This is a genomic window from Faecalibacterium sp. DFI.5.82, from assembly GCF_029076575.1.
Lineage (GTDB): Bacteria > Bacillota > Clostridia > Oscillospirales > Ruminococcaceae > Faecalibacterium > Faecalibacterium duncaniae.
On the sequence record NZ_JARFIS010000782.1, the window covers coordinates 1 to 300 of the forward strand.

Genomic DNA, 300 nt, shown 5'->3' on the forward strand with positions numbered 1-300 from the left:
CGGCATTCGGGCAGCCGTGCTGTGCAATGAGGTTTGCAATGCGGACGATGACCGTCTCGCTGGAGGAGCCGCTCAGGTACTCCAGCGCGCCTGCCTTGGTCATGCCAAGGCCCACCATGCCGATGATGATGGTGGCTGTCATGGCAATGACGACCCACACGCTGGCAATGCGGCGGCTGAGTACCAGTTTCTTTTCATCCTCAATGGCCATGAAGCGGAGCAGGATGTGGGGAATTCCGAAGTAGCCCAGGCCCCACGCCATGGTGGAGACGATGTCCAGCAGGCTGTACGAGGTGGCCG

General features: G+C 61.0%; 1 pseudogene. It reads right to left on the reverse strand.

What is annotated here, in order from left to right:
* Window positions 1–300, reverse strand: a pseudogene (locus P0G09_RS18885) (sodium:proline symporter); the annotation flags it as partial.